This window comes from Bradyrhizobium sp. Kon37, from assembly GCF_055807535.1.
In genome coordinates this window covers 1-272 of the sequence record NZ_JBVVOY010000265.1, presented here as the reverse complement: position 1 = coordinate 272, position 272 = coordinate 1, and the positions used below count along the sequence as shown (strand labels likewise).

The window sequence follows — 272 nt, the reverse complement described above, 5'->3', positions numbered from 1 at the left end:
CTTTGCTGTAAAATCCAAGCTTTTACCATCGGGTCTCGGACATAAACTTTTTGTAGTCTTTCTACCTCAACTGGTTTCCTGGAGCCCTCGGGTTGACTCAACGTTTTCTTAATTAATTTACTAACCCTCATATTCAGAAGCGATTCATCATCTGTAGGCTGTGAAAGCTCTGATAGTTCTCCACGTATTATAGACGCCCAAAAACTGTCACTATAAATACCTGGAACATTTATCAATATTCGTTTCGTTCTATTGCCGGAAGGAATTTCCTT

At 39.3% G+C, this 272-nt stretch carries 1 pseudogene; it reads right to left on the bottom strand.

From position 1 onward, the window contains the following. Positions 1–272, bottom strand: a pseudogene (gene mcrA / locus AC0L3J_RS38085) (5-methylcytosine-specific endonuclease McrA); the annotation flags it as partial.